Below are 24,581 nucleotides of genomic sequence, written 5' to 3'. Positions count from 1 at the left end.
TCTCCGGGGGGAGGGGTCCGGCGCGCGGCGGCGCCGGCTCTCCGCTCCGCATCGCAGCAGAGGCACGGGGCGGCGAGGGTCGCCCCGAAACCTATGAGGGGACAGCGTGGATCCGATTTCAGCTTTCATCGCCAGCTTCAAGATTCCGATCGGCCGCTGGGGTAAGGCCTTCTTCGATTTCCTGACCAGCAATCTCGAATGGCTGTTCGATTCGATCGCCGACGGACTGACGGTGGTGCTCAACGGGCTCATCGGATTGCTCCTGATGGTGCCGCCCGTCCTGCTTGTCCTGCTGATCGCCGCGCTTGCCTATTTCCTGCAGCGGTCCTGGAAGCTGGCGCTGGCGGTCACCATCGGACTGCTCTTCATCATCAACCAGAACCTCTGGAAGGAGACTGTCGAGACGCTGGTGCTGGTGGTGGCGGCCGCCGCGGCCTCCATGGCCATCGGCATCCCGGTCGGCATCTGGGCGGCGCATAGCGAGCGGGTCTGGCGCGTGCTGCAGCCGGTGCTCGACCTGATGCAGACCATGCCCACCTTCGTCTATCTCATCCCGGTGCTGATCCTGTTCGGCCTCGGCATCGCGCCCGGTCTGATCGTGACGGTGATCTTCGCAGCACCCGCGCCGATCCGCCTGACCTATCTCGGCATCACCTCGGTGCCCAAGCCGATGCTGGAGGCGGGTGCAGCATTCGGGGCGACGAAACGCCAGCTCCTCTGGAAGGTCGAGCTGCCGGCGGCGCTCCCCACCATCATGGCGGGGCTGACGCAATGCATCATGCTGTGCCTGTCCATGGTTGTCATCGCCGCGCTGATCGGTGCCAACGGCCTCGGCAAGCCGGTGGTCAGGGCGCTGAACTCCGTCAACATCCCGCTCGGCCTCGAAGCCGGCTTCGCCATCGTGGTGCTGGCGATCGTGCTCGATCGGATGACCCGCATAGACGTCGGAGGAGGCAAGAAATGAACGTCGCCGTCGATTTCAAGAATGTCGACATCATCTTCGGTCTCGACACCGCCGGCGCACTCGCGATGCTCGACCGGGGCGCCAGCCGCTCGGAGATTCTCGAACAGACCGGTAGCGTGCTTGGCTGCGCCGGCGCCAATCTTACGGTCAAGGAAGGGGAAATCTCCGTCCTGATGGGTCTTTCCGGTTCCGGCAAATCCACCCTCCTGCGCGCCGTCAATGGTCTGAACAAGGTCACCCGCGGCGAGGTCATCGTCCATGACGGCGACTGGTCTGCCGACGTCGTATCCTGCGGCGAGGACAAGTTGCGCAAGATCCGCCGTGAATGCGTGGCGATGGTGTTCCAGCAGTTCGGGCTGCTGCCCTGGCGCACGGTCGAGGAGAATGTCGGCTTCGGGCTGGAGCTTTCCGGCGTGCCGGAGGCCGAGCGCAAGGAGCGCGTCCGAAAGCAGCTCGAGCTGGTCCATCTCGATCAGTGGTCGAAGAAATACGCGCACGAGCTCTCCGGAGGCATGCAGCAACGCGTCGGGCTGGCGCGCGCCTTCGCCACCGAGGCGCCGATCCTTCTGATGGACGAGCCGTTTTCCGCGCTCGACCCGCTGATCCGCACAAAACTGCAGGACGAGCTGCTGCAGCTTCAGAAGACGCTGAAGAAGACCATCATCTTCGTTAGCCACGACCTCGAGGAGGCTCTCAAGATCGGCAACACGATCACCATCATGGAGGGTGGGCGCATCGTCCAGTCCGGTCCGCCCGAGGACATCGTGCTGAAGCCGGCCAATTCTTACGTGCGCGACTTCATCGCCAATGTGAATCCGCTGTCGGTACTCACGGCCTGGAACGTGATGCGCGGCCTGCACGAACTGGAATCCGGCGGCGACGGCTGGGTCTGGCTCGACCGGCGCAAGACGACACGCTTCAAGATCGACACGGACGGCCTCGTGGCCGCCGCCGAGCGGCACGGCAAGCCGGCGGCGTGGACTTCCTGCGCCGATGTCGAGGGACAACCGGAGGAGGCCGCGCAGGTGTTCTGGGCCACGCCGGGCACCTCGCTGAAGACGGTGATGCTTGCCATGCACCGCTCGCAGACGGCGCCGGTGGCGCTGTTCGACGACCAGTCGCGATTTGTGGGCGCGATCGGCATCAGGGATGTTCTGAGCGCGGTGTTGCGGAGGTAGGATTGCCCATGTGCCGTCGCCGAAGAGGTCTCCGGTCGGCGATGGAGTGCCAACTGCAGAGTGGTAGAGGGGTCTCGAGAATCGCTATACTACCGCGCAACTCGGGTGAGCGGGGGAGGGACCATTGGGCATCGAAGTCGTCTCGATAACTGCTGAGCAAGCCAATGCCATTTTGATACGCTCTGAAGGACAGTTTTGCGACATGAAGGCTGCGGCAATATTGCCCGGCAAACTTACTAAGACGTTGTGTGCATTAGCAAATGCGGACGGTGGCGAAGTTTTTGTTGGGGTTTCTGCTCTGCCCTCAGGAGCCTTTTGCTGGGACGGCTTTCAAGACGTAGAGAAAGCCAATGCTCATATACAATTAGTAGAGGAATATTTTCCGATTGGTTCAATAACTAGATGTGGCTTTTTGCAACGAGATGGATCAGGAAGTCTGGTTCTCCAAATTGAGATTGAGAAAACCGGCGATGTGAGAAAGGCATCTGACGGGCGCGTTTATCTTCGCAGAGGCGCTCAAAATCTTCCACAAGACACTGAAGAAAAACTGGAGCGTTTGCGACTAAACAAGGGTATAACAAGCTTTGAAGATAGGACCATTTCGACTGAAGTAGATGGCATAACGAATTCGAGGGCAATCATCGAATTCATGCTGGAGATTGTGCCGACGGCTGAGCCAGAGGCTTGGCTCCGAAAACAAAAATTAATTGTAAGCGACAAGCCAGCAGTGGCGGGGATACTGCTTTTTGATGATGAGCCTCAAGTTGATTTGCCGAAGGCATCGATAAAGATATATCGCTACAAAAGCCAGGAAGCTGTGGGAACAAGGGCTACGCTCGCCTTCGATCCAATATCAATAGAAGGAAATCTCTATAAGCAAATATTTGATTCAGTATCTGAGATAAAAAGGATAACTGAAGAGATACCCCTTCTTGGCTTGGAGGGATTGGAGAAGATAGAGTATCCAACCGAAGCAATTCATGAGATTGTTACTAACTCTGTTATACATCGTGACTACAGTATAAATGATGATGTTCATGTGCGCATTTTTGATAACAGGATCGAAGTTCAGAGTCCTGGCACATTGCCAGCTCACGTCACTGTAAAAAATATATTGGATGAGCGAGCTGCTAGAAATCCAAAAATTGTTAGAATACTGAATAAATTTCGAAACCCTCCGAACAAGGACGTAGGGGAGGGGCTAAACACCGCTTTTGAGGCGATGAGAAATCTAAAGTTGAAAGACCCAGTGATCGAGCAGCGAGAAAATGGTGTCTTGGTGGTGCTGAGACATGAAAAGCTTGGAACTCCGGAGCAGATTATTGTTGATTATCTTCGGTCGAATGAGGAGATTAACAACGCCATTGCGAGATCGATCTGCTTCATCGGCTCTGAAAATTCGATTAAGAGAATATTTCAAAAAATGATTGGGGCTGGGCTGATTGAACGCGTTCCAGGGCGGCCTTTGAACAAGACGGGTTATATAAAGGGGTCCAATTTTCCTTCCAGCTAGTTGAGATCGCCCGGTAGATGATTCGATCGGATGATCGTGGCAGGATGGCGCGTGAAACCAACCATCGGAGCCGATCCGCCGATGCCTGAAACCGTCGTCAAACCCCGTACCAGGACGAAGCCGAAGATCGAGCGGCCGAAGCTGCACAAGGTCATCCTGCTCAACGACGATTTCACGCCGCGCGAGTTTGTCGTCACCGTGCTCAAGGGCGAGTTCCGGCTGTCCGAGGACCAGGCCTACCGGGTGATGATCACGGCGCACCGAAAGGGCGTCTGCGTCGTCGCGGTGTTTCCGAGAGACGTCGCCGAGACCAAGGCTACGCGGGCGACCGATGCCGGCAAGGCAAAGGGCTATCCGCTGATGTTCACCACCGAGCCGGAGGAATAGGCTCGGCAGTGTTGCCGAACCGGACGAACTTACCGCCCCTCGCGGTACCACATCGAGCCAAGCGCCAGCAGCAGCAAAGCGAGCCCGAAGAAACCGCCGAACAGCGGCACGCGGGAGACCGATTTGAGCACGCTGTCGTCGGTGGTGCGCAGGCCGATCCAGTCGCGGCCGGCGGCGGCGGCTTGGCCGCGCACCGGCACGATCGCCGGCAGGGAAACGCCGGTCAACCCGGCCAGCCGCCGCACGCTGCCGCCGCTCGCCTCGGCGGCGGGGCGCAGCACCTCCTCGGTCGAGACGGTGTCGGCGAATTCGGGAGCATTGACCGGGCCGATATGCGCAAGCGCCGACAGATTGCCGTTGCCGACCTGGTAAAGGCCGATCTCGCTGGTCTCGACGCTGCCGAGGAACAGGCCCGGCTCGGCCGGCGTCAGCGGCACGCTGATCGCCCGCCCGGAAGGAGTGATCACCTGCGCCGGGCCGGGATCGTCGCTCATGGTCTGACGGCGGATGTCGAGCACCATGCCGCGACCGTCGGCGGTCAGGCGCTCCTCCTCAAGCTCCGGCTCCTTCATCAGCCAGTGGGCGATGCGGCGGTAGAGCGCCACATGCGGGCCGCCGCCCTCGAAGCCGCGCGCCCACAGCCAGCCCTGGTCGGACAGGAACATGCCGACGCGGCCTTCGCCCTTGCGGTCGAGCAGCAGCAGCGGCCGCTCGTCCGGCCCCTTCATCACCGCCATGCCTTCCGGCTGCTCGATACCGATCAGGCGGAACCAGCGGCTCCAGTGCGGCGGCTCGAAGGCCGAGCCTTCGAGGCCGCGCGTCACCGGATGGCGCTTGCCGGTCTCGGTCAGGCGCGGATAGAAGGCCTCTTCCAGGATGTCGCCGGTCGGCAAGGCCGGCAGCGTCGACATCAGCGGCGTACGGGCGATCGAGCTCTCGCCGGCATATTCCGGCCCGGCGGCGATCAGCAGGGCGCCGCCCTTCTCCACATATTCGGCGATGTAGTCGTAATAGAGGATCGGCAGCACGTCGCGGTGCTGGTAGCGGTCGAAGATGATCAGGTCGAAATCGTCGATCTTCTCGACGAACAGCTCGCGCGTCGGGAAGGCGATCAGCGACAATTCGTTGATCGGCGTGCCGTCCTGCTTCTCCGGCGGCCGCAGAATGGTGAAGTGCACCAAGTCGACCGAGGCATCGGACTTCAACAGATTGCGCCAGCTGCGCTCGCCGGCATGCGGCTCGCCGGAGACCAGCAGCACGCGCAGGTTCTCGCGGATACCGTCGAGCAGCGCGATGGCGCGGTTGTTGGTGTCGGTGATCTCGCCGGGAACCGGGTCTATGGCGAGCTCGACGATGTTGCGGCCGGCATTGGGGATGGTGAGTTGCAGCTGCATCTCGCGACCGATCTCGGCACGCTCGACCGAGACCTGCTGGCCGTTCACCGACACGCGCACGTCGACCGTGCCGCGCTGGTCGCCGGTGGCGATCACCCGATAGGTCATGTCGATCGGCTTGCCGACGATGCCGAAACGCGGCGCGTTCTCGAAGCGGATGCGCCGGTCGATCTCGTTTTCGTCGCCCGTGATCAGCGCGTGCAGCGGCGCGGCGCCGGCATCGCCCTGGGCGGGTACGTCATGGACCTGGCCGTCGGTGATCATGACTGCGCCGCCGATGCGCGAGGCGGGCACGTCGCGGAAGGCGCTGTCCAGCGAACCGAACAGCCGTGTCTGGGTACGGTCGTCGGCGGCGTCGGCCCGGCCGGCCTCCACCACCCGCACCTCGAACTGCCGGAAGCGTGCAAGCCGCTCCTGCATGCCGGCCAGCGCCTGGTCGGCCTGGCTGGTGCGCTCGCCGATGTCCTGGCTCTGGCTGCGGTCGACGACGAGGGCCACCACGCTTTTCAGCGGCTCGCGCTCTTCGTCGAGGAGGACCGGGTTGACGAGAGCAAGCGCCAGCGCGGCAAGGGCGGCAAGGCGCAGCAATGCGCCGCGACGGCGCAGCCACAGGCCGGCAAGCGCCAGCAACGCGACCGGCACCAGCACCGCAGCCAGCCACGGCCAGGAGAGCAGGGGCTCGAAGGCGATCGACCAGTTCATGGAATCCGAATCCGATCAGTGGGCGACCGCCGGCCGAATTCGTCGCCAGCTTTGCGCCCCACGCTGCCCCCCTCTCGATGCAAGTGGCCGCCCATTCTCACTGCCCCAGCCTTTCCAGCAAGGCCGGCACGTGCACCTGGTCGGACTTGTAGTTGCCGGTGAGCATATACATGACGATGTTGACGCCGGCGCGCAGCGCGTAGGCGCGCTGCATGGGGTCGTTGGGAACGGTCGGCAGCATCGCGTCGCCGTTCTCGTCGACCGCCCAGGCGCCGGCGAGGTCGTTGGCGGTGATGATGATCGGGGTGACGCCGTCGCCGGTGCGCACCGGCCGGTTGTCGGCGTTGCTGGCGTCGAGCGACGCCTCGACCCACAGCGGGCTGCCATTGTAACGGCCGGGGAAGTCGGGAAGGATGTAGAAAGCCTTGGTCAGCACGTGGTCGGCCGGGACCGGCTCCAGCGGTGGCACGTTGAGGTCGGCCAGGATATCGCGCAGGCGCTGCGTGGAAGGACTTGCCGCGCCATCGGCGAAACTCGTCGCATACTGGTCGCGCGTGTCGAACAGCACCGTTCCGCCCTGCTGCATGTAGGCATCGACGCGTGCGATCGCGTCCTGCGACGGCATCGGCGCAGCCGGATCGATCGGCCAGTAGATCAGCGGGTAGAAGGCGAGCTCGTCCTTCGATATGTCGACCCCTTGCGGCTGGCCGGGCTCAAGCGCGGTCTTGTCGACCAGGAAGCGCGTCAGGCCCGACAGGCCGGCGCGGCTGATCGCATCGATGCCGTTGTCGCCGGTGATCACATAGGCGAGCCGCGTGACCGAGATCGCTTCGACCGCCTCGGCGTCGCCCGGCTTGGCGTCCTGCGCGGCGGCTCGGTCGGCGAAGGGGGCAAGCAGGCCGAGGGCGAGCAGGACAACGGCAGCGGTTCCCGCCGGCGGCGTGGCCGGCCTGCGCATGCGACGGGCAAAGGCGCCGCTCATCCAGAGCACGGCCAGCGTGTCGAGCACCATCAGCGCCAGGGCGGCAGCCACGAGCGGCCCCTTCAGATCCCGCGATTCGTCGAAAGCATAGCGCAATTCGGTCACCGGCGCAGGGATCTCCGGGCGGGCCAGCGGTTCGAAGCGCGTGTCGGCCGCAAGGAGATTGTGGGCATACAGGCCCTCCTCGGTGCCGTAGAGGCCGGGCGGGTTCTCGATGGTGACCGGTGCGCGGTCCGTTCCGACCGCCAACGGCCGCGCATCAGGCGTCGGCGGCACCAGGGCGCCATTCGCTGCGATCATGCGGTAGGGCGCCAGCGTGGCGATGCGGCCTTCGGCATTGGCGGCGGCCGTGCCCTGGTTGCGCGACAACTGCACCAGCCGGCGCAGCATCTCGACGAAGGTGCCCGAGATCGGCAGGTTCGACCAGGTCGCCTGCGGCGTGATGTGGAAAAGCACGATGGTGCCGTCCTCGCGGCGGTCGCCGGTGACCAGCGGCGTCCCGTCCGCCAGGCTCGCCCAGGTGCGCTCGACGATGTCGGGCGTCGGCTCGGCCAATATCTGCCGCATCACCGTCACCTCGTTCGGCGGCGACAGATCCGAGAACGGTCCGTTGGCGGGGAATTCCGCCACGCGCTGCGGCTCGGTCCAGGACAGCGTGCCGCCCAGCGCGCGCTCGCCGGTGCGCAGTCGTACCGGCAGAAGGTCCGTGTCGGGTTCGGCGGCGGCGAGCTTGGAGCCGGCGAAACGCACCAGCGTGCCGCCGTTTCTCACCCAATCGACGAGCCGTGCGTGCGCGGCCTCCGGCAGGGTGCCGACGTCGGCCAAGACGATCATCGCCGGGTTCTGCTCGATCAGTTGCGGAATCGCGACGGCGAGGTCGGGATTGGAGGTCTCGATCAGGTCGGCGAAAGGCTGCAGCGCGTTGCGGATGTAGTAGAGCGGCGACAACAGCGGCTGCGCCTGGTCGGCTTCCGACTGCGAGATCAGCCCGACGCGGCGGCGCTTGGCGTTCTCGTCGAGCACGCGCACCGCCGCTGCCTGCTGCTCGCCGTCGATGGCAACCGAGGCGAAGTCGTTCCTGAGTTCGAAGGGCACCCGCATCGTGCCTGCCGCTACGGTCTCGCCAAGGCCGAAGGCTAGCGTGGCGTCGGCAATACGGCGGCCGCGATCGTCGAAGGCGCCGGCGGTCACCTGCCGCGGCGCCGCGTCGCCCGGCGGGCGGATCGCGGTCAACGTGAAGCCTTCGACGGCATTTTCCGTGGCGGTCAAGCCAAGCGCGGAGAGCCGCTCCGGGACGGCCCAGATCACCGGCCCGGTGTGATTGGCGAACAAGGTGGCGAAGGCACCGTCGTCGCCCGGAGCGGCGAGCCCGTCGGCGAGCACCGCGACGGCGGCACCGGGCTGGCTGCGCAGTGCATCGGCGACGCGGGCGTAGACGGCTGTCCTGTCGGTGGGGATCGGCCGCGGCTCGGCGGCACGCAGCCGGTCGCGCGCGGCCTCCGCATCGAACGGACCGATCTCGGCATTGGGCTTTTCCGCCGTGAAGGCGAGCAACACAGGCGTGCTCGTCCGCGCCGCGTCGGCGATCAGCCGCTCGGCGGTGGCGACGCGACGGTCCCAGTCGGCTGCGCTCGACCAGCCATTGTCGATCACCAGCGCCAGCGCGCTCCCGCCCGTCTCCACCCGCTCGCGCGGATTGAACACCGGTTCGGCCAGCGCCATGATCACCAGAGCCGCCATCACCAGCCGGAGCAGCGTCAGCCACCATGGGCTCTGGTGCGGCGTCTCCTCGCGCTTCAGCACCTTCTGCAGGATGCGCAGCGGCGGAAACAGCTCGGTCTGCGGCCGCGGCGGGGTGAGCCGCAGCAGCCACCAGATGACCGGCAGGGCGAGCAGTCCCCACAGCACCGCCGGCAGGCCGAAGGAGAGCGGCAGCCAGCTCATGGCGAGGGCCTCGGCCCGCGGGAGTGGGAGTGCAGAGTCATGCCCGCACCCCCGATGCGTAGCTGGTCTCGGCCGACATCGCCATGTGGACGCGCACCAGCGCCTCCGATGCGAGGCGGTCGGTGTGGTTGACCGTGTAGCTCCAGCCGAGGCGGCGGCACCAGGCACCGAGCTCCTGGCGGCGGGCCAAATAGAGGCGGCGGTAATCGTCGCCGAGCAGTTCGGCGCGGCCGGCCGTCAGCTTGTCGCCGGTCTCGGGGTCGGTGAACTCGGTGCGGCCGGCATAGGGGAAGGTCTCCTCGGCCGGGTCGGCGACCTCGATCAGATGTGCGCGCACGCCGTGGCGGGCGAGCACGTCGAGCCACTCCTGCGTTTCCTCGACGGGATCGAGGAAATCACCGGCGATCACGATGTCCGAGAAGCGGCGGATCGTCGAGAGGTCAGGACGAACAGGCAGGGCCGGCGCATGGGCGAGCAGCGCTGCGATGCGCTCGGCGCCGCTGCGGGAGGTGATTGGGTCCGTCAGCCCCGGCCAGGCGATGCGCTCGCCGCTGCGCGAAAGGAGTTCGGCCAGCGCCAGCGCGAGCACCAGGGCGCGTGCCTGCTTGGAGACGGATGCGGAGGTGGACTTGTAGAGCATCGAGGGGGAGGGATCGGCCCACAGCCAGACGGTGTGCGCCGCTTCCCATTCGAGGTCGCGCACATAGGTGTGGTCGTCGCGGGCGGAGCGGCGCCAGTCGATGCGCGCCAGCGCCTCGCCCTCCACATAAGGCCGGAACTGCCAGAAATTCTCGCCGATGCCGCGCTTGCGGCGGCCGTGCCAGCCGCTGATCACGGTGGAGACGACGCGGCGGGCCTCGACCAGCAGATCGGGGACCAGCGAGGCGCGGAGCCGGGCGCGGGCCAGTGCCTCGCTGGCGACGACCGGGGACGACGCCTCGCCGATCCGCGCCATCAGAGCCCTTTCACCAGCCTCGCGACCGCGTCGCGCACGGTCATGCCCTCGGCACGTGCTGCGAAGGTCAGCGCCATGCGGTGCTGCAGCACCGGCTCGGCCAGCGCCTTCACGTCGTCGACCGAAGGCGCCAGCCGGCCGTCATAAAGGGCGCGGGCGCGGGCGCACAAAGTCAGCGCCTGGCTGGCCCGGGGGCCGGGACCCCAGGCGACGTGCTTGTCGGTGTCGGCGTCGCCCTGGCCGGGGCGGGCCGAGCGCACCAGCCTCAGGATCGTCTCGACCACGCTCTCCGGCACCGGCATGCGGCGGATCAGGCGCTGGATCTCGCGCAGCCGCTCCGGCGTCAGCACGTTGAGCGGCTTCGCCTCGTCGACGCCGGTGGTCTCCAGCAGGATGCGGCGCTCCGCCTCCAACTCGGGATAGAGGATGTCGATCTGCATCAAGAAGCGGTCGAGTTGCGCCTCGGGCAGCGGATAGGTGCCTTCCTGCTCGAGCGGGTTCTGGGTCGCCAGCACGTGGAAGGGCGAGGGCAGGTCGTGACGGGCACCGGCCACGGTGACGTGATATTCCTGCATGGATTGCAGCAGCGCCGACTGGGTGCGCGGGCTGGCGCGGTTGATCTCGTCGGCCATAAGCAACTGGGCGAAGATCGGGCCGGAGATGAAGCGGAAGGAGCGGCGGCCGGTCTCGTCCTGCTCCATCACCTCGGAGCCGAGGATGTCGGAGGGCATCAGGTCGGGCGTAAACTGGATGCGGCGGGCATCCAGGCCGAGCACGATGCCGAGCGTCTCGACCAGCTTGGTCTTGGCGAGGCCGGGGACGCCGACCAGCAGCGCGTGTCCGCCGGCGAGCAGGGCGACCAGGGTGCGCTCGATGACGCTCTCCTGGCCGAAGATGACGCGTCCGACGCCTTCGCGGATGCGCGATATGTCGGCCAGCGCCCGCTCGGCCTGTGCGATCATCTCCCCTTCGCTGAGGGCGGGATCCTTGATGATTGCGCTCATGCCTCGGGCCTTTCTCGCCTACAACCGGGCCAGTGCGGTCCGGTTCCGACTCAGGTGCAAAGATGTTGCAGTGCCGAACTGCAAACTTAAATAGCCCCACCCGGCTGACAAGCGAGACAACAGTGACTATTTCGTGACCATGCACAGCAATCAGCACGAGGCGACGCAGCAGATGGGCGGGGCCGGCGACGCCGCCGGCCTGTCCGCGCTGATCGGGCGGGCGACGCGCGCCGGCAAGGGGCCGCCGCCGGTGGAACGCTGGAATCCGCCCTTCTGCGGCGATCTCGACATGGAGATCCGGGCGGACGGCACCTGGTTCTATCTCGGCACGCCGATCGGCCGCATGCCGTTGGTGCAGCTATTCTCGAGCGTGCTGCGCAAGGACGACGACGGCAAAACCTATCTGGTCACGCCGGTGGAGAAGGTCGGCATCCGCGTCGCTGACGCGCCCTTCGTGGCGGTCGAGATGAACGTTTCGGGCGAGGGCGACGGCCAGGTCATCACGTTCCGGACCAATGTCGGCGACGTGGTGGAGGCCGGTCCGGGCAATCCGCTGCGTTTCGTCGACGAGCCCGAGACCGGCGGCCTGAAGCCATACGTGCTGGTGCGCGGGCGGCTGGAGGCGCTGCTGGCGCGGCCGGTCATGTACGAGCTGGTGTCGCATGGCGAGGAGATCGATGTCGGCGGCGTCCCGACCTTCGCCGTGCGCTCGAAGGGCGAGGTCTATCCGATCATGCCGGCCGAGCATCTGCGGCGGCTGAGCGCCTGAGCGGATGCGGGGGGCGTCGACACTCTACACGGCGGAGGACTTCCGCCGCCGCGCCGGGCGCGAGGAGAATTTCCTCATCCATCCCGATGAAGACGGGGACCACCGCTTCAATCCGGGACATCCGCGGCTCAATCATCCGAACGGCCTGCGCGAGGCGGCCGTGCTGATCCCCGTCATCGACCACGGCGACATGGCCACCATGCTGCTCACCAAGCGGGCCGAGACCTTGCGCAACCATACCGGCCAGGTGGCCTTTCCGGGCGGGCGCGTCGATCCCGAGGACGGCACGGCGGAGCGGGCGGCGCTGCGCGAGGCGGAGGAGGAGATCGGGCTGCCGGCGACCCATGTCGAGGTGCTGGGGCAGATGCCGGACTATGTCGCGGGCAGCGGCTACCGGATCAAGCCGGTGCTGTCGATCGTGCGGCCGGGCTTCGAGCTCGTGCTCAATCCCGACGAGGTGGACGCCGCCTTCGAGGTGCCGCTGGCCTTCCTCATGGACCCGGTCAACCACGCGCGCGGCAGCCGCTTCTGGGGCGACCGGGAATGGTTCTTCTACGATATGCCCTATGATGGGCGGCGCATCTGGGGCGTGACTGCCGGCATCATCCGCACCCTGTACGAGAGGCTGTACGCGTGAGCGGCACGGCGACGCTGGCTGGCCGCGCAGACTGGCTGCAGGATCGGCACCTGCAGGCGTTGCTCGCCATCCTCGCGGAAGGCGGCGAGCAGGCGCGCATCGCCGGCGGGGCGGTGCGCAATGCGCTGCTGGGCGAGCCGGTGGCCGACATCGACATCGCCACCACGGTGACGCCGGACGAGACGATCCGGCGCGGCGAGGCCGCCGGCTTCAAGGCGGTGCCGACGGGCGCCGAGCACGGCACCATCACGCTGGTCGCCGCCGGACGGCCCTACGAGGTGACGACGCTGCGCGCCGATGTCGAGACGGACGGGCGGCGGGCAAAAGTGCGGTTCGGCCGCGACTGGCAGGCGGACGCCGAACGCCGCGACTTTACCATCAACGGGCTCTATGCCGAGGCCGACGGCACGGTGATCGATCTTGTCGGCGGGCTCGCCGACATCGAGACCCGCACCATCCGCTTCATCGGCGATCCCGAAAAACGCATCCGCGAGGATTTTCTGCGCATCCTGCGCTTCTTCCGCTTCTTCGCCTGGTACGGATCCGGGCGGCCGGACGCGGAGGGGCTGAAGGCGTGCGCGCGGCTGAAGGATGGGATCGACGGGCTTTCTGCCGAGCGGGTATGGGCGGAGCTGAAGAAACTGCTGTCGGCCCCCGACCCGTCGCGGGCGCTTCTGTGGATGCGTCAGGCAAGCGTGCTCACCCGCGCCCTGCCGGAAAGCGAGAAATGGGGCATCGACGCCGTGCACGGGCTGGTCGGTACCGAGCGCGACCTCGGCTGGCCGGCCGACGCAATGCTGAGGCTGGAGGCCATCGTGCCACCGGATGCCGGCCGCATGGCGACGCTCGCCGAGCGGCTGCGCCTGTCGAAGGCGGAGGCGGCGCGGCTGGCCGACTGGGCGAAGGCCGCCCCGCTGGCTGCGACAACCAGTGACACCGCACTGGCGCGCCTGCTCTACCGGGGGTCTCCGCAAGGCATATGCGACCGCCTGCGCCTGTCGTTGGTTTCGGCGCGCGGTCGCGCTGTGGCTGAGACGGAGGCGCTGGTGGAGGCGGGCACCTATGCGCGGCTGCTCAAACGCGCGGCGACATGGCGGAAGCCGGTTTTCCCGCTGAAGGGAGCCGATCTCAAGGCGCTCGGGGTCGAAGACGGACCAGATCTCGGCGCGCTGCTGCGCCGGCTGGAAGAAGAGTGGGTGATGTCGGGCTTCTCGTTGGCGCGCGACGCGCTGCTCGAGCGCGCCGCGGGGCTCGCGGGGGAGGGGGGCTAGGCCGCGTCGCGAACCTTCTCGATGCGCGAGCGGATGGCCTCAATCATGGTCTCGCGGATGATGGTCTCGCCATGAATCTCGCGCAGGTGTTCCACGGCGCGGCGCATCACCTCGGCCTCGTCCTGATGACGGGTATGCCAGTCGCAGCCGGGGACGAGCGATCCGCACTGGAATTCCTTCATCGGCTTTCTCCTTCCTCTTCCAGGTCAGGCTGCCACCATAACACAAACCACGGGCTTTGGTTGCCCCTTCGAGGGCGGAGCTTCGGCCCCGCCCGTCGCCGGGTCAGGCGGCATCACCTGGCGACCTTGACGCGCGCGGCGGTCGTCGACTTGCCCTGCATGTCCAGGCGAGGGTAGCTCTCAGTTCTTGGACACCGCATTGGCGGCGCCGAGCCAATCGGCCACGACCCTGACATCTTCGTCACCGAGCAGATGGCCGGTCTTGACCACCTTGGCTTCGACGCGGCCGCCGTGATCGCGCAGGATCTTTTCCAGCCGCGGACCGTAAGGTGCGTAGGTCTCGTCGGATTCGCCTACGACGATCAGGAAGCGGGTCTTCCTCAAATCGGCCTGCGGGACCTCGTCCAGCACCGGCATGGGCCGCAGTAGCGCGGCGCGCTCGACCAGGCCGGGATGCAGCAGGCAGAGGGCGGCGAGCAGGTTGGCGCCGTTCGAATAGCCGATGAAGACGGTGCGCTTGAGATCGAGCTTCTCGGTCTTGACCTGATTGCGCAGGAAGGTGGCGAATGCCTCCGCCTCGGCGCGGATATCGGTCTGGTCGAAGGCGATTGGCGATATACGCTGGTACCAGCGCGTGGTGCCCTCCTGGGTGACCCGGCCGGCCACGCCCATCAGCGTGGCGCCCGGCGCCAGCCGCGACGCGAGCGGGATCAGGGTCGTTTCGTTACCGCCGGAGCCGTGCAGCAGCACCATGGTTTCGCCCGACGGATTTTTCGGCCGTTTGTAGACGACCTTGAACTGCTTGACGCGCTCGATCGCAGCGGTGGCGGCCGGCGGGAGTTTCGAGCGGCGGTTCTCGACGGGTTTTTTGGTCACGCCGTCCTCCGGTGCGATTCTCAGGACACAGGCTGTCGGCAGGATGTCGTCGGTTGTCCGATCGACGATCGTTTCCGTCGGAACGGACCCGCTCCCGCATGATGACGGTCGTTCGGCTGACCGGGCCGTTGCGGATGCGGAAAGAAGAACGAGCAAGGCGCAGCCAAGCGCACGCATTCTGGCCATGGGCAAAACCCTGTCAGCGAAAAGTTAAGGCTAATTTTAGAGGCCGCGTGCCTTGTCGACCGCCCACCCTCTCCCTCAACCACCGACGCGGGCTTTTCTTCGGCCCGGCACCCAAATGGCGGCGCCTCTATATCGGGGTTTTCGCGAAAGTCACCATCGCCGCGGCGCGGCTCGCGCGATCGTGATCGGACCGATCAGGGCCATTTCACCTCCGGCGGCAGGCTAGAGAGGATCGCAGCGACGTTGCCGCCGGTGTTCAGGCCGAAGATCGTGCCGCGGTCGTAGAGCAGGTTGAACTCGACGTAGCGGCCGCGACGCACGAGCTGCTCGTCGCGGTCGGCCGGCGTCCACACCTCGTTGAAGTTCCCGCGGACAAGGCGGGGATATATATCGAGGAAGGCGAGGCCGACGTCCTGCACGAAGCGGAGGCCGGCATCCCAGCCGCCTTGCTCGGGTGTTGGCTGCAGCCAGTCGAAGAAGATGCCGCCGACGCCGCGCGACTCGTTGCGGTGCTTGAGGAAGAAATATTCGTCGCACCAGGTCTTGAACTTCTCATAGTCGGCGATCGTCGCGTGCTTGCCGCAAGGCACCTGCATGGCGGCATGGAAGGCGAGGGTGTCCGGGTCCTCCTGCGTGCGGCGACGGTCGAGCACCGGCGTCAGATCGGCGCCGCCGCCGAACCAGCAGCGCGAGGTCGCCACCATGCGGGTGTTCATGTGGACGGCCGGCACATTGGGGTTTTGCGGATGGGCGATCAGCGAGATGCCGCTCGCCCAGAAGCGCGGGTCCTCCTCGGCGCCCGGTATCTGCTTTCGGAACTCCGGCGAGAATTCCCCATGGATTGTCGAGGTGTGCACTCCCGCCTTCTCGAAGACGCGGCCGTGGATCACCGACATCACCCCACCGCCGCCCGCGCCGGCCTCGCGCTGCCAGGGCGTGCGTTCGAAACGGCCTGCGGGGCGATCGGCGAGGGGGCCGGCAAGATCGTCCTCGATCGTCTCGAAGGCGGCGCAGATGCGGTCGCGCAGCTCTTCGAACCAGGCTTTCGCCGTTGCCTTGCGATCCTCGATGTCGGCCGGCAGGCCAGGCGCGAGCTGTGGACGCTCCATGATCATTCTCCGTTTGCCACGCCGGACGACATACACGCCGGGCGGCACAAAATGACTCGTATTTTTGCCGACGATCCCTAATCTCATGCAAGTGAGCGTCTTAGTCGCAGGAGGTTTACCGGTGCCCGCGCCGAAAAGACCGCCGCTCGACGGCCTTAGGAGGCAGCTCGACCGCGCCCGCGCGGAAGGTCGGACGAGACTTGGCGACGGTTTTATCCGCGAGACCTTCGTGCTGCCGCGACCCGACGCCCGGCAGAAGGCACAGGAATGGTTCGACCGCTGGCCGAAGCAGGCCTACTGGACGGCGATAGAGAGCTGGTTCGAGCGGCCGAACGACATCATCGAGTTCACGATCCGGCGGCTGCCGGCCGCGGACTGATTGTGGTCACCGGCGCCGCGACACGACCTCCACGACGGATCGATACAAGCCGGACAGTTTGGTTTGGTCCGGCTGCATGGGATCGTCGGGCAGAGCAGGCGCGGCCTGTGCCGGCGACACGGCCAGCCTGGCCTCGATCTTGTCGCGCAGGGTGGCGTAGACCTTGATAGCGGGCGCAAGCGCCACGGCGCGTCGCGACGCCGCCAGCGCCTGCAGAAGATCGCCTTGCCGGTAGCGGATGCCGGCTATCTGGTGGAAGGCGCCGGCGGAGTCCGGCCGCTCAGCGATGATGCCGTCGAAGATGGCGATCGCCCGATCGTATTCCCGAAGCTGCGCCAGGCACCGGCCCATCAGAAATCGATAGCCGGGCTCGCTCGGGGCGAGGGTGAGCGCATTCTCCAGATGCGGCCGCGCCGGGCCGATCTGCTTCATGGCGAACAGCGCCTTGCCGGTCAGGTAGGAGGCATAGGCGGAGCGCGGGTAGAGTGAAACGGCGAACGTCCCGGCCGCTGCGGCCTCGTCGTAACGGCCGGCCCTGACGTGGCGGAAGAGATCGTAGAAGGCCTCGGCGAAGCCGGGATGAGAAAGCGCGCGGCCTTCGTTCTGGAGCAGGGGAATCGGCCGATTGTCGACGAACGTCCTGAGCATGGGCACCAACTGGTCGGCCCGATGCAGGTGGGTTGCCAGATCGTGCTTGTATCCGGTGATGGTTCGCGCCCGGCAGTTGGGTAGGCCGTTAACGCGGTCGATGCAATAGAGGTCGATCGGATCCTCTTCGCTGGCGAAGGTGAGGATGGGCTTCTCCGCCGCGATGATTGCATCGAGCAGGTCAGGGTGGGCGATATGCGCGTCGGCGGCGAGCATCCTCATGCTGCGGCTGCTCTCCAGCCGCAGGATGGTCTCGGCGCCGAAGGCTATCACCCGCGCGCCAAGCCTGGCGCCGTAGAGAATCGCGCCATGCGCCCCCATGCTCTGGCCGAAGGCGTAGATTTCGTCGGTTCCGAGCACGACGGCCCACCGGCGGATGCTGTCGAGCGTCGACTCGAGGTGGTCGCCGAGCCCCGGCACGCCCCCCTGGTACCAGTGCTTGCGTCCGTCGCTGAGGAAGAGGCAATGCGCGTCGAGCGCCTTGCCGACCTTCCAGTACTGGAAGCGGCCGTCGCGGGCGCCGATGCCGCCGAAGAACAAGACGAGCTTTGTCGAGCCCCTTACCGTGCGGAGATGAAAGCTGGGTCCGCTTAGAGCGGTCGGTTGGCTCATCGACAGGTCCTATCGGGGGCCGGCTTAACTTGTCGACCGCCCGTCGACAAGCCTGCGCGCTCCGGCGCCTTCCTTGCCGAGCCGGTCATCCGGGTTGCGCAGCCTGCAGCGGTCGATCGACAGGCAGCCGCAGCCGATGCAGTCGTCCAGGCCGTCGCGCAGGGCCTCCAATTGCCTGATGCGGCGGTCGAGATCTTCGCGCCAGCCCTTTGAAAGCAGACTCCAATCCTGGCGGGTCGGCGTGCGCCCCTCCGGCAGGGAATCGAGCGCCTTGCCGATGTCGGCCAGCGAGATGCCGACCTCCTGGGCGATGCGGATCACCGCGACCCGGCGCAGCACGTCGCCGCCGTAGCGGCGCTGGTTGCCGGCGGTGCGCTGGCTTCTGATCAGCCCCTTTGCCTCGTAGAAATGCAACGCCGAGACCGCGACGCCGCTGCGCTCGGCAACCTGTCCGACGGTCAGTTCCCGTGCCATGCACGCACTCCCTTGACCTCAATATTAGTTGAGGTCTTATCAAGAAGTCCTGACGATGGCAAATCACGAGGAACGACGTGTCGAACTCAGCCCACCTGGCGGATCGCCTCTCCGACGGTCATGGCCGCGGCAAGCGCCACGTTGAGGCTGCGGCCCCCGCCCGGCATCGGGATCAGCAGGCGCGCGTCGGCCGTATCATGGACGGCGTCCGGAACCCCGGCCGATTCGCGGCCGAACAGAAGAATGTCGGACGGGGTGAAAGAGAATTGCGTGTAGGGCCTCGCCGCCCTGGTCGACAGCAGCACGAGCCGCCGGTGTTCGCCATGGCGCCAGGCGTCGAAACTGGCGAAGTCGAGGTGGCGGGTCAGCGCGGCCATTTCCAGATAGTCCATGCCCGCGCGCCGGAGCGCCCGGTCGGAGAGGTCGAAGCCGGCCGGCTCGATGATGTCGACGGCGAGCCCCAAGCAGGCGGCCATGCGCAGGATGGTGCCGGTGTTGCCGGCGATGTCGGGCTGGTAGAGGGCGATGCGGAGCGTGGCCAAGATCTGGTTCCGAAGGCGCGTTGCCGGACGGCCACACAGCAGCCGCAGGTTAGTGCCGCCGGCTTTTCTGGGTGGCATTTTCGGCCGAATGCGGCTATAGGGCGGGCATTGTCAACTCGAACTGACGGAGGCGGATATGGAATTCATGATGACCGTAGATATCCACCGCCCCAATCGTGGGCTTTTCGCCTGACGGCGGCATCGGTTCGACGTTTCAAATCAGCTCTGCAAAAACCTGATCGTCGCGATTCCCGCCGGAACCCATTCCTGGTTCTCGAAGGATTTTGCGATGTCTTTCCTTTCCGTTCGCGGGCAAGCAGGCCCGCATATGCTTCCCGTCCGTGATCCGGACGATCCTATCCGACTCGACGAGGCGCGGCTCGCCGCCTGGGCGCAGGCGCTCGGGCAGGGGCGGGCCGGCGATGGGGCGCAGCGGCGGCCGCATCGCGGCGCCCTGCCGGACGTGGACTTCTCCCGCGCCGAGCGGGCGCCGTCCCGGCCGTCGCTGCTGAAACGGCTGCTGCTGGCGTTCCGGCGGGGCACCGCCGGCGCGCCGATCCGGCCGGCCGGAGGCGAAATGTCAGGAACGCGCAGTGCGGCTCTCGGCGGCGCGTCCCGGACATCCTATCTTGCGCGCAGCGTCGTGGAGCACAGATTCGAGCCGGGATCGCCGGCCGGCAACAGACCGAGGGGGCGCGCCCTTTGAAAGCGCGCTCCGGCATCGATTAGTTCGAGAAAGACCAAGTCCATGTACGCCTGGTTTGAAAAGAGGCTCAATCCGTTCCCGGCAGCCGAGCCGACCGAGCCGCCGAAGACGCTGATCGCCTTCTGCCTGCACTACACCAGGGGCTCGTGGCCTTACATCATCGTCTCGACGGTGCTGTCGGCGGTGCTCGCCGTCATCGAAGTCTGGCTGTTCGGCTTCATGGGCAGCATCGTCGACTGGCTGTCCAACGCCGACCGGGCGACGTTCCTGCAGACGGAGGGCTGGAAGCTCGCCGGCATGGCCTTGATCATCCTGGTGATCTCGCCGGGGCTCGACCTGGTGCGCCAGATGCTGACCCAGCAGACGGTGATGGGCAACTATCCCATGCGCATCCGCTGGCAGGTCCACCGCTACTTGCTCAAGCAGTCGATGACCTTCTACCAGGACGAGTTCGCCGGCCGCATTGCGACGAAGCTGATGCAGACGGCGCTGGCGGTGCGCGACTGCATCATAAAGCTGTTCGAGGTGCTGAACTATGTCAGCATCTATTTCGTCAGCGTGCTGGTGCTGGTGGGCTCGGCCGACTGGCGGCTGATGCTGCCGCTGTTCGCCTGGCTGATCGGCTACGTCTGGCTGCTGCGCTATTTCATTCCGCGCCTCGGCAAGGTCGGCGAGGAGCAAGCCGACGCGCGCTCGACCATGACCGGGCGCATCGCCGACAGCTACGCCAACATCCAGACGGTGAAGCTGTTCTCGCATGCGCGGCGCGAAGCCACCTATGCGCGGGACGCGATGAGCGGCTTCATGGACACCGTCTACAGGTCGATGCGGCTGGTGACCACGCTGTTCGTGCTGCTCGGGCTGCTGAACGCGGCGCTGCTGGTCGGCGTCAGCGCGGTCGCGATCTGGCTCTGGCTCGAGAGCCTGGTGTCGGTCGGCGCCGTGGCGGTGGCCATCGGCGTGGTGCTGAGAATGTGGGGCATGTCGCACTGGGTGATGTGGGAAATGTCGAGCCTGTTCGAGAATATCGGCACGGTGCAGGACGGCATCAATTCGATCTCGCTGCCGCGCCTCGTCGAGGACAAGCCGGACGCCAAGGACATCACCGTCACCGAGGGCAATATCGTCTTCGACCGCGTCGGCTTCCATTACGGCAAGGGCAAGGGCGTCATCGACAACCTGTCGATCCAGGTGCGGCCGGGCGAGAAGGTCGGCATCGTCGGCCGCTCGGGCGCCGGCAAGTCGACGCTGGTCAACCTGCTGCTGCGCTTCTACGACCTGGAGAGCGGGCGCATCCTCATCGACGGGCAGGACATCTCGGCGGTCAAGCAGGATACGCTGCGGGCCAATATCGGCATGGTCACACAGGACACCTCGCTGCTGCACCGCTCGGTGCGGGAGAACGTCCTCTACGGTCGTCCGGACGCCACCGAGGCGATGGTGGTCGAGGCGGCGCGCAAGGCCGAGGCGCTCGACTTCATCGCGGCGCTGAGCGATCCGAAGGGGCGGAGGGGCTTCGACGCGCATGTCGGCGAGCGCGGCGTAAAGCTGTCCGGCGGCCAGCGCCAGCGCATCGCCATCGCCCGCGTCATGCTGAAGGACGCGCCTATCCTCATCCTCGACGAGGCGACCTCGGCGCTGGATTCCGAGGTCGAGGCGGCGATCCAGGAGAACCTCTACCGGCTGATGGAGGGCAAGACGGTGATCGCCATCGCGCACCGGCTCTCCACCATCGCGGCGATGGACCGGCTGATCGTCATGGACAAGGGGTCGGTGATCGAGGACGGCACGCATGACGAGCTGATCGCCAGGCAGGGCCTCTATGCGCAGCTCTGGCAGCGGCAGTCCGGCGGGTTCCTGCCTGACGACGAGGCCGGCGAGGTGGAGAAGGCGGCGGCGGAGTGAGGTTTATGAGAGACCCCGCTCCGCTGGTGACGGCGGCCGACGCTGCCGTTCGGGACGGCACTTCACGCCGCGTCTCCGATCGAGACAAACACTTGCTTACCGAACAGCTTGAGTGCCGCATCAAGCGTGGCGAGCTTGGTAGGGTGGTCGGGGTCGAGGATACGGCGCGCCTCGTTCTCCGCCTTTCCGAGCCGTCTGGCGAACTCAGACTTGGACATGCCGGAAGCGCGAAAGGCTTCGATGACGGCAATTTTCAGGGCGTTGGCCATTTCGACGGGCACGTCGACTTGGCTGGCTTTGCGCTTAGAGGGAATCGGCAGCGGTTTGTCGTGCACAAGGTACCCACGCAGCGCTAATCCCAGGGCATCGGAAGCGCTGGCTTTGGCATCCAGAAAATCGTCACCCTGGGTAATCGCCTCCGGCACATCCGGGAAGGTTACAAGAAAGCCGCCATCGGATTCCGGATGGAAGATCGCAGGATAGACATAGTTCATGGGGATACTCTCCGTCTGGCTCCCTTGGCAGATAGCTGCGAAAGGCGGCTCACTCGACACCTAATTGCCTCTTGATAAGTGCCACATAGCCGGGCCTCAAGTCGCCCGACTTGATAATGGTCATTCTGGGGCCTAGCTCAACTCGACAGTGGAGCCCTTGCCCTTGTCGTCGATGACCTCGAAATATACGCCCTTCTTCCTGGCCCATTTGCGAAGCTCGCGAATCAAGGCTTCACGTTTCATGTCGCCACCCGTTGCCCAGGCAGAAGTATCGCACATTTTTGTGCGAACTGCGACTCGATCCCGCGAAAGGCTGCTGCATGAATGAGACCGGCTTTCGCGAACGGCTGTGGCAGCGGGTCGAGAATTCCGTCGACGCGTTCCGGGACACCGACCGCGAGGTGCTGCCGCAGGATGCGTGGCGTTTCATCCTGTATTTCGCCAACCAGGCGCGCTGGCCGTTCGTGCTGCTGCTCCTCGTCGGCGGTGCGGCCGGCGCGGTGGACGCTGCGCTCTACTGGGCCGTCGGCTGGCTGATCGACCTGCTCGACCACGCCAATCCGGCAACGCTGTTCACCGACCATTGGCGGGAACTCGCAGGCCTGCTCGCTCTACTGCTCGTGGTGCGCACCATCGTCATGATCGCCTCCGCCGTGGTCGAGCAGCAGGTGGTGGTGCCGGGCTTCTTCTCGATGGTGCGCTGGCAGGCGTTCCGCCGGGTCATCGAGCAGCCCTACGATTTCTACCAGAACGACTTCGCCGGGCGGATCGCCACCAAGATCATGCAAGGCGGCGAGGCCGTCGGCGACTTCATCGTCAACGTGCTGCAGACCATGTGGTCGTTCCTGACCTTCATCGTGCTGGCGATCACGATCCTGGTTTCCGTTGATCCGTGGATGGGCGTGGTGGTGGCGCTGTGGTTCGCCGGCTATGCGGCGATCGTCTACTTCCTGCTGCCGGAGATGCGACGGGCGGGCCGGGCGACCGCCGACGAGCGCTCGATCTTCAACGGCCGCCTGGTCGATGCCTTCACCAACATCATGGCGGTAAAGCTGTTCGACAGCGGCCGGCGCGAGCACGCCTATATCCGCGACGGGCTGGAGCGTTTTCTTGCCGCGGTGAAAAGGCTGACCCGGGCCGTCACCACCGTCCGTTCCTCCGTGGCACTGCTCAACGGCATCATGATGAGCGTGATCGCGGCGCTGTGCATGCTTAGTTTTTCGCGCGGCGAGATTTCCACGGGCGCCGTCGCGGCGGCGATGGGCCTGGTGTTCCGGCTGAACCAGATGTCGGGCTGGATGATGTTCAACATCAACGGGCTGATCCGCAACTACGCCACCGTGCAGGACGCGACGCGCACCATCTCGGTCGAGCCGGCGATCCGCGACACGACCGACGCAGCCGTGCTGCCGCGGGCCAAGGGCGACATCCGTTTCGAAAACGTCTCCTTCCATTACGGCAAGGGGGGCGGGGTGATCGAGAACCTGAACCTGCACATCCGTTCCGGTGAACGGGTGGCGCTGGTCGGGCCGTCGGGCGCCGGCAAGACGACCATCGTCAACCTGGCGCTGCGCCTGTTCGACGTCGAGAAGGGCAGGGTGCTGATCGACGGCGAGGACGTGCGCTCGGTAACGCAAGCGTCGCTGCGCGCCCAGTTCGGCGTGGTCACCCAGGAGGCGATGCTGATGCACCGCTCCATCCACGACAATATCGGCTACGGCCGCGCCGGCGCTGGTCATGCCGAGATCGAGGACGCGGCGAAGCGCGCGGCCGCCCATGAGTTCATCAAGGGCGTGGCCGATCCACGCGGCCGCAAAGGCTACGACGCGCATGTCGGCGAGCGCGGCGTCAAGCTTTCCGGCGGCCAGCGCCAGCGCATCGCGATTGCCCGCATGATGCTGAAGGACGCGCCGATCCTCATCCTCGACGAGGCGACCTCGGCGCTCGATTCGGAGGTCGAGGCGGCAATACAGGACAATCTCTACCGGCTGATGGAAGGCAAGACGGTCATCGCCATCGCGCATCGGCTCTCGACCATCGCGGCTCTCGACCGGCTGATCGTGCTCGACCGGGGCCGGGTCGTCGAGGAGGGCACGCATGAGGCGCTGATCGCCAGGGGCGGTCTCTATGCGCAATTGTGGAAGCGACAGTCCGGCGGTTTCCTTCCCGACCGGCTGGCGGCGGAATAGGTCTGCCGAAACTCACGTGAGCGGGGCGGAGGCGGTGGTTTTTTCCGCCCCGATGCCCATTTACCTGCATGCCGATTTTCATGGAGCGAAGCCATGCTGGCCCGCACACCACGCTACCGAATCAAGCGCCTGGACCCAGATCACGAGGCGTTCGCCGCGCTGGCGGAGGAAAGCCGGAAGGAAGGGTTCTGGATGCTCGTTACCCTCGCGAACAACTGGGAGGATGGCCGCAACCGATTCGACAAGCGCGGCGAGGCGCTGTTCGGGGCGTGGCTGGAGAAAGAACTTGCCGGTGTGTGCGGGCTCAATGTCGATCCCTACGTGAAAGGACGACGCGAGGGCCGCGTGCGACATCTCTATGTCGGCACGGCGCACCGCATGAATGGTGTCGGCCGGCAGCTGGTGTGGAGTGCCATCGACAAGGCCCGGAAGCATTTTCCTGTGCTCAACACGCGGTCGGCGCAAACAGCCTTCGGCTTCTACGAGGCGCTAGGCTTTGAGCCGGTGGAGGGCGAGGAATTCGCCACGCACCGCATGCGATTGGCGCGACCCCCGACGCGCGGACGGCAGGGGAACTGA

23 protein-coding genes are annotated in these 24,581 nt (G+C 65.8%); 12 read left to right on the top strand and 11 right to left on the bottom strand.

Translation table 11 applies throughout. The features are described from left to right. The first annotated feature begins 106 nt into the window (after positions 1–106). The 4 genes from choW (at position 107) to clpS (ending at position 4,042) form a co-directional block, all read left to right on the top strand. Positions 107–964 (top strand): choline ABC transporter permease subunit, encoded by an 858-nt coding sequence (choW, locus tag AC5JDC_RS02695; RefSeq protein WP_495838887.1) that lies wholly within the window; start codon positions 107–109, stop codon positions 962–964. After that, positions 961–2,142: a choline ABC transporter ATP-binding protein gene (choV, locus tag AC5JDC_RS02690; protein ID WP_495838885.1), complete on the top strand. Its 1,182-nt coding sequence runs from the start codon at positions 961–963 to the stop codon at positions 2,140–2,142. The genes choW and choV overlap by 4 nt, the downstream gene beginning before the upstream one ends. Positions 2,143–2,266: 124 nt before the next feature. After that, positions 2,267–3,655: an RNA/DNA-binding domain-containing protein gene (locus AC5JDC_RS02685; RefSeq protein ID WP_495838883.1), complete on the top strand. Its 1,389-nt coding sequence runs from the start codon at positions 2,267–2,269 to the stop codon at positions 3,653–3,655. An 81-nt stretch (positions 3,656–3,736) separates the two neighbouring features. Beyond that, positions 3,737–4,042 carry an ATP-dependent Clp protease adapter ClpS gene (gene clpS / locus AC5JDC_RS02680; protein WP_495838968.1) on the top strand — a complete coding sequence of 102 codons (306 nt, stop codon included), beginning with the start codon at positions 3,737–3,739 and terminating at the stop codon, positions 4,040–4,042. Between the two features lie 29 nt (positions 4,043–4,071). Here clpS and AC5JDC_RS02675 read toward each other — a convergent pair whose 3' ends face one another. The 4 genes from AC5JDC_RS02675 to AC5JDC_RS02660 all read right to left on the bottom strand — a co-directional run bounded on the left by AC5JDC_RS02675 (position 4,072) and on the right by AC5JDC_RS02660 (position 11,023). After that, the gene (locus tag AC5JDC_RS02675) at positions 4,072–6,138 is read right to left on the bottom strand and encodes a hypothetical protein (RefSeq protein WP_495838881.1); all 2,067 of its coding nucleotides are present in this window, start codon (positions 6,136–6,138) and stop codon (positions 4,072–4,074) included. Positions 6,139–6,235: 97 nt separating this feature from the next. Next, the gene (locus tag AC5JDC_RS02670; RefSeq protein ID WP_495838879.1) at positions 6,236–9,064 is read right to left on the bottom strand and encodes a DUF4159 domain-containing protein; all 2,829 of its coding nucleotides are present in this window, start codon (positions 9,062–9,064) and stop codon (positions 6,236–6,238) included. A 37-nt stretch (positions 9,065–9,101) separates the two neighbouring features. Continuing rightward, positions 9,102–10,019, bottom strand: a complete 918-nt coding sequence (locus tag AC5JDC_RS02665; RefSeq protein ID WP_495838877.1) for a DUF58 domain-containing protein — start codon at positions 10,017–10,019, stop codon at positions 9,102–9,104. Continuing rightward, on the bottom strand, positions 10,019–11,023 hold the full coding sequence (locus AC5JDC_RS02660; protein WP_495838875.1) for an AAA family ATPase: 1,005 nt from the start codon (positions 11,021–11,023) through the stop codon (positions 10,019–10,021). Before AC5JDC_RS02660 ends, AC5JDC_RS02665 begins: the two co-directional genes overlap by 1 nt. Positions 11,024–11,162: 139 nt before the next feature. Here AC5JDC_RS02660 and AC5JDC_RS02655 point away from each other — a divergent pair, with 139 nt between their 5' ends. From AC5JDC_RS02655 to AC5JDC_RS02645, 3 genes are read left to right on the top strand one after another with little or no spacing between them, the layout of a single operon-like run. Next, complete coding sequence (locus AC5JDC_RS02655) at positions 11,163–11,792, top strand: DUF1285 domain-containing protein (protein ID WP_106772353.1); 630 nt, start codon at positions 11,163–11,165, stop codon at positions 11,790–11,792. A gap of 4 nt (positions 11,793–11,796) precedes the next feature. Then, a complete protein-coding gene (locus AC5JDC_RS02650; RefSeq protein WP_495838873.1) occupies positions 11,797–12,429 on the top strand; it encodes a CoA pyrophosphatase in 633 nt (210 codons plus the stop codon). Further along, positions 12,426–13,700, top strand: a complete 1,275-nt coding sequence (locus tag AC5JDC_RS02645; RefSeq protein ID WP_495838871.1) for a CCA tRNA nucleotidyltransferase — start codon at positions 12,426–12,428, stop codon at positions 13,698–13,700. The genes AC5JDC_RS02650 and AC5JDC_RS02645 overlap by 4 nt, the downstream gene beginning before the upstream one ends. Here AC5JDC_RS02645 and AC5JDC_RS02640 read toward each other — a convergent pair. The 3 genes from AC5JDC_RS02640 to hemF form a co-directional block, all read right to left on the bottom strand. After that, positions 13,697–13,882 (bottom strand): DUF1059 domain-containing protein, encoded by a 186-nt coding sequence (locus AC5JDC_RS02640; protein ID WP_106772350.1) that lies wholly within the window; start codon positions 13,880–13,882, stop codon positions 13,697–13,699. The two genes, AC5JDC_RS02645 and AC5JDC_RS02640, sit on opposite strands and share 4 nt — an antisense overlap. 180 nt (positions 13,883–14,062) lie before the next feature. After that, complete coding sequence (locus AC5JDC_RS02635; protein WP_245428400.1) at positions 14,063–14,758, bottom strand: alpha/beta hydrolase; 696 nt, start codon at positions 14,756–14,758, stop codon at positions 14,063–14,065. A 380-nt stretch (positions 14,759–15,138) separates the two neighbouring features. Further along, positions 15,139–16,053 (bottom strand): oxygen-dependent coproporphyrinogen oxidase, encoded by a 915-nt coding sequence (hemF, locus tag AC5JDC_RS02630; protein WP_495838868.1) that lies wholly within the window; start codon positions 16,051–16,053, stop codon positions 15,139–15,141. Between the two features lie 121 nt (positions 16,054–16,174). Here hemF and AC5JDC_RS02625 point away from each other — a divergent pair, with 121 nt between their 5' ends. Beyond that, the gene (locus AC5JDC_RS02625) at positions 16,175–16,432 is read left to right on the top strand and encodes a hypothetical protein (RefSeq protein WP_106772349.1); all 258 of its coding nucleotides are present in this window, start codon (positions 16,175–16,177) and stop codon (positions 16,430–16,432) included. A 6-nt stretch (positions 16,433–16,438) separates the two neighbouring features. Here the strand turns inward: AC5JDC_RS02625 and AC5JDC_RS02620 are convergent, their stop codons facing one another. From AC5JDC_RS02620 to AC5JDC_RS02610, 3 genes are all read right to left on the bottom strand, one after another. Next, positions 16,439–17,692 (bottom strand): tetratricopeptide repeat protein, encoded by a 1,254-nt coding sequence (locus AC5JDC_RS02620; protein ID WP_495838865.1) that lies wholly within the window; start codon positions 17,690–17,692, stop codon positions 16,439–16,441. A 24-nt stretch (positions 17,693–17,716) separates the two neighbouring features. Then, complete coding sequence (gene soxR, locus AC5JDC_RS02615) at positions 17,717–18,166, bottom strand: redox-sensitive transcriptional activator SoxR (RefSeq protein ID WP_106772347.1); 450 nt, start codon at positions 18,164–18,166, stop codon at positions 17,717–17,719. Positions 18,167–18,252: 86 nt separating this feature from the next. After that, positions 18,253–18,711: a tRNA (cytidine(34)-2'-O)-methyltransferase gene (locus tag AC5JDC_RS02610; RefSeq protein WP_495838966.1), complete on the bottom strand. Its 459-nt coding sequence runs from the start codon at positions 18,709–18,711 to the stop codon at positions 18,253–18,255. Between the two features lie 325 nt (positions 18,712–19,036). Between AC5JDC_RS02610 and AC5JDC_RS02605 the strand changes: the two genes are divergently transcribed. Both AC5JDC_RS02605 and AC5JDC_RS02600 read left to right on the top strand, forming a co-directional pair. After that, entirely contained in the window at positions 19,037–19,414 is a 378-nt protein-coding gene (locus tag AC5JDC_RS02605) for a hypothetical protein (RefSeq protein WP_495838863.1), read from the top strand. 42 nt (positions 19,415–19,456) lie between these two features. Next, complete coding sequence (locus tag AC5JDC_RS02600; protein WP_495838861.1) at positions 19,457–21,319, top strand: ABC transporter ATP-binding protein; 1,863 nt, start codon at positions 19,457–19,459, stop codon at positions 21,317–21,319. Between the two features lie 62 nt (positions 21,320–21,381). Here the strand turns inward: AC5JDC_RS02600 and AC5JDC_RS02595 are convergent, their stop codons facing one another. Then, positions 21,382–21,813 (bottom strand): type II toxin-antitoxin system HicB family antitoxin, encoded by a 432-nt coding sequence (locus tag AC5JDC_RS02595; RefSeq protein WP_495838859.1) that lies wholly within the window; start codon positions 21,811–21,813, stop codon positions 21,382–21,384. A gap of 320 nt (positions 21,814–22,133) precedes the next feature. On the opposite strand from AC5JDC_RS02595, the gene AC5JDC_RS02590 reads away from it, so the two are divergent. Together AC5JDC_RS02590 and AC5JDC_RS02585 are read left to right on the top strand one after the other, a co-directional pair. Continuing rightward, the gene (locus AC5JDC_RS02590) at positions 22,134–24,002 is read left to right on the top strand and encodes an ABC transporter ATP-binding protein (protein WP_495838857.1); all 1,869 of its coding nucleotides are present in this window, start codon (positions 22,134–22,136) and stop codon (positions 24,000–24,002) included. Between the two features lie 93 nt (positions 24,003–24,095). Further along, positions 24,096–24,581, top strand: coding sequence for a GNAT family N-acetyltransferase (locus AC5JDC_RS02585; RefSeq protein ID WP_106772342.1), 486 nt, complete (start codon positions 24,096–24,098; stop codon positions 24,579–24,581).

It is taken from the genome of Kumtagia sp. (assembly GCF_059502445.1).
Note: the sequence above shows the minus strand (reverse complement) of the source record. Positions and strands in the feature narration are given on the sequence as shown.